Origin of the sequence: Mesorhizobium sp. M7A.F.Ca.ET.027.03.2.1 (genome assembly GCF_003999175.1) — a bacterium.
Lineage (GTDB): Bacteria > Pseudomonadota > Alphaproteobacteria > Rhizobiales > Rhizobiaceae > Mesorhizobium.
In genome coordinates this window covers 1-3,182 of the sequence record NZ_RZOM01000735.1, presented here as the reverse complement: position 1 = coordinate 3,182, position 3,182 = coordinate 1, and the positions used below count along the sequence as shown (strand labels likewise).

Annotated in this window: 4 protein-coding genes; all 4 read left to right on the top strand. The window is 61.7% G+C overall.

The genetic code is table 11. The features are described from left to right. The first annotated feature begins 56 nt into the window (after positions 1–56). The 4 genes from rbfA (at position 57) to rpsO (ending at position 3,098) form a co-directional block, all read left to right on the top strand. Positions 57–497 (top strand): 30S ribosome-binding factor RbfA, encoded by a 441-nt coding sequence (gene rbfA / locus EN750_RS25885; protein ID WP_127327714.1) that lies wholly within the window; start codon positions 57–59, stop codon positions 495–497. After that, positions 497–1,507, top strand: a complete 1,011-nt coding sequence (truB, locus tag EN750_RS25880; protein ID WP_127398253.1) for a tRNA pseudouridine(55) synthase TruB — start codon at positions 497–499, stop codon at positions 1,505–1,507. The genes rbfA and truB overlap by 1 nt, the downstream gene beginning before the upstream one ends. A gap of 44 nt (positions 1,508–1,551) precedes the next feature. Next, on the top strand, positions 1,552–2,646 hold the full coding sequence (gene corA / locus EN750_RS25875) for a magnesium/cobalt transporter CorA (protein ID WP_127398251.1): 1,095 nt from the start codon (positions 1,552–1,554) through the stop codon (positions 2,644–2,646). A 140-nt stretch (positions 2,647–2,786) separates the two neighbouring features. Next, positions 2,787–3,098, top strand: a complete 312-nt coding sequence (rpsO, locus tag EN750_RS25870) for a 30S ribosomal protein S15 (RefSeq protein WP_269470859.1) — start codon at positions 2,787–2,789, stop codon at positions 3,096–3,098. Positions 3,099–3,182 lie beyond the last annotated feature (84 nt).

Genomic DNA, 3,182 nt, shown 5'->3' with positions numbered 1-3,182 from the left:
ATATGAGACATGCGGCACGGTCCCATCCCGCGCCTCACGCTTCAGGATAGAGAAAAATGCCCCGTCCAACCACATCCAGCCCATCCCAGCGCATGCTGCGCGTCGCCGAACAGGTGCGCCATGCGCTGTCCGAAACCCTGCAGCGCGGCGAGATCATCGATCCGCTGATCGAGAACACCGTGGTGTCGGTCTCGGAAGTGCGCATGTCGCCCGATTTGAAGGTCGCTACCGCTTTCGTTTCGCCACTCGGCGCCAAGGATACCGATGCGGTGGTCGAGGCGCTGAACAAGCATGCGAAATTCATCCGTGGCCGTGTTTCCGGCGCGCTGCGGCAGATGAAATTCATGCCGGAGTTTCGCTTCAAGCTCGACACCTCCTTCGACAATTTCGCCAGGATCAACGACCTCTTGAAATCGCCGGAAGTGGCGCGCGATCTGAGTCCTGAGGACCAGCAAAACGCGGACCAGGACAAAGACGACAACAAGGACACCGAATAGTGGCGCGCCGCGGCAAGAAGAAGGGCCGGCCGATCTCGGGCTGGCTGATCCTGGACAAGCCGGTCGGCATGGGCTCGACCGAAGCCGTCTCCAAGATCAAATGGCTGTTCCAGGCCGAAAAGGCCGGCCATGCCGGCACGCTCGACCCGCTGGCGTCCGGCATGCTGCCGATCGCGCTTGGCGAGGCCACCAAGACCGTTCCCTACGTGCAGGACGGCGCCAAGATCTATCGCTTCACCGTCGCATGGGGGCAGGAGCGCTCCACCGATGACCTCGAAGGTCCGGTGACGAAGGAGTCCGATCTGCGTCCGTCGGAAGCCGAGGTGCTCGCCCTGCTGCCGAAATACACCGGCGTCATCATGCAGACGCCGCCGCAATTCTCGGCCATCAAGATCGCCGGCGAGCGCGCCTATGATCTGGCCCGCGACGGTGCGACGGTCGACATACCCGCGCGAGAGATCGAGATCGGCCGTCTGGACGTTGTCGAGCATGGCGCCGACCACACTGTTTTCGAGGTCGAATGCGGCAAGGGCACCTATGTGCGCTCGCTGGCCCGCGACATGGGCCGCGACATGGGCTGTTTCGGCCATATCAGCGAATTGCGCCGGGTCGAGGTCGAACCGTTCACCTCGGAGGACTTCGTTACCATCGCCGAGTTGGAAGCTGCCCGTTTCGGCGTGGTGGAGGGAAACGCGGACGCGACTGATATCGCCGACGCTACGGTAGCCGCCGACACGGCAGAGGCTGCCGACAAGGTGAAAGTGCCAATCGACTTCGATGCCATCGATGCGCTCCTGGTCGACACATCGGCTGCCCTCGATTGCCTGCCGCAGATCGCCATCAGCGACGATGCGGCGACCAAGATCCGCCTTGGCAACCCAGTCATCATCCGCGGCCGCGATGCACCGGTGGAAGCCGAGGAAGCCTGCGCCACGGCGCGCGGCAAGCTGGTCGCCATCGGTGCCATCGAGCAAGGCATGTTCAAGCCCAAGCGGGTCTTTGCCGGGTGACTCCTGTCGTCTAATGTCAAGGCGAGGACTCGCACGAGGGGCATATGGCAAAGACTGAGACCGTGAAGACGCGTGCGCCGGTGAAGACGCGGCGGCCGCCAGTCGGTGCGTCGCCGGGCACGCTGATCGCCGACCCCTCGGCGCGTCGCAGCGAACTCAGGCTGACGCTGATCTCGCCCGAAAAATTCAAGACCATCGAAAATGCCAGCATCGACGACCTCAACACCCATTGCGACAAATGGCCGGTCCTCTGGCTCGACTGCACCGGCCTCGCCAACATCCCGCTGATCGAGGAGATCGGCCGCATTTTCAGCCTGCATCCGCTGGCGCTGGAGGACGTCGTCAACACCGGCCAGCGGCCGAAGGTCGACTTCTTCGAGGACCATGCCTTCGTCGTCGTCAGGATGATCGACGACGTCACCTCGCATCGCTATGAGCAGATCGCCGTCTTCTTCGGCAGCAACTTCGTCGTCACCTTCCAGGAGCGGGAAGGCGATCCGTTCGATCCGGTGCGCAAGCGCATCGAAAGTTCGGCGCCCAACCGGCTGCGCGCCCGCGGTGCCGATTACCTCGCCTATGCGCTGATCGACGCCATCGTCGACAGCTACTTTCCGCCGATCGAGGCCGCCGGCGACACGGTCGACAGCATCGAGGACGAGATGCTGCATTCGCCGCACAAGCATCAGATGCGGCAACTGCATGAATTGCGGCGCGACGCCAACGTGCTGAAAGGCGTGCTTTGGCCGATGCGCGATGCGCTGGCGACGCTGATCCGCAACGACGTGCCCTACGTGAAGGCCGAGACCAAGATCTTCCTCAACGACACGCTCGACCATGCGCTGCGGCTGATCGAACTGGTCGAAACCCAGCGCGACATGCTGACCGGCCTGATCGAGATGCACCTGTCGCTGAGCCAGGCGCGCACCAACGACGTCATCAGCTATCTCACCATCGTATCGGTCATCTTCATGCCGCTCACCTTCCTGGTCGGCATCTGGGGCATGAATTTCGACCCGGAGTCTTCGCCCTGGAACATGCCGGAACTGAAGGCCTATTATGGCTATCCCTTGTCGCTGCTGTTCATGGCGCTTGTCGCGTTCGGGCTGATCGCCTTCTTCAAATGGAAGAAATGGCTTTGACAAGGATAAACCTGCCATTTTGGGCCTGAAAAGCCGGCTGGTGAATTGGGCTGGTGTTTTCCGGGGAATTGCACTATATGCGCCGCAGCATAGCGCTGTGACGCTTTGCTTGCACCGGCCCCTGCTGGACGACATCCCGGCTGAGGGCGACCCGTTTCCTCAAACAGATAAGGAAAAACACGATGTCGATTACTGCCGAGCGCAAACAGGAATTGATGGGTGAATTCGCAACCGCCAAGGGCGATACCGGGTCTCCGGAAGTCCAGGTGGCCATCCTTTCCGAGCGCATCAAGAACCTGACCGACCATTTCAAGGACCACAAGAAGGATAACCATTCCCGCCGTGGTCTGCTTGCTCTCGTCTCTCAGCGCCGCAGCCTGCTTGATTATCTCAAGCGCAAGGACGACGCGCGCTACCAGACGTTGATCGAGAAGCTCGGTCTGCGCCGTTGACGAATTGACCGGCGGGCTTTCGAAGGAGAGCCCGCCGGTCGCGCATTCTGCCAGTCGCATCGACTGGCCAGACCCGGTTTCGAT